The sequence below is a fragment of the Pseudomonas sp. FG6 genome (assembly GCF_057809015.1).
Genome location: NZ_JBMDJD010000088.1, coordinates 1 through 542, shown reverse-complemented (window position 1 = coordinate 542; position 542 = coordinate 1). Strand labels below are relative to the sequence as shown.

Sequence of the window (542 nt, the reverse complement as noted above, 5' to 3'; positions counted from 1 at the left end):
GGCTTGCTGTACTGGATGATCTTGCCGTCCTTCATGATCGCGATACGGCTGCCCAGTTTCAGGGCTTCGTCCAGGTCATGGCTGACGAACACGATGGTCTTGTGCAGCTTGCGTTGCAGTTCCAGCAGCTCGTCCTGCAGGCCTTGGCGGATCAGCGGGTCGAGGGCCGAGAACGGTTCGTCCATCAGCAGGATGTCGGCGTCCATCGCCAGGGCGCGGGCCAGGCCGACCCGTTGCTGCATGCCACCGGACAACTCGTCGGGCTTCTTGTTGCGCCATTGGGTCAGGCCCACCAGTTCAAGCTTGTCGTCGACCAGCTTGCGGCGTTCCTTTTCCGGTCGGCCCTGCATTTCCAGGCCGAAGCTGATGTTCTCGCGCACCGTCAACCAAGGCATCAGGGCGAACTTCTGGAACACCATGGCGATGCGCTTGGTGCGCATCATCTTCAGTTCGGCAGGGGTACAGGAGGCGATGTCGATCTGCCGCCCTTCGTGCTCGACGAACAACTTGCCACGGCTGACGGTGTTCAAGCCGTTGATGCA

1 protein-coding gene is annotated in these 542 nt (G+C 61.1%); it reads right to left on the bottom strand.

Annotation, left to right across the window (positions count from 1 at the left end; all coding sequences use genetic code 11):
* On the bottom strand, window positions 1-542 hold a 542-nt coding region (locus tag ACODSJ_RS24720; RefSeq protein WP_489104225.1), incomplete at both ends, for an ATP-binding cassette domain-containing protein.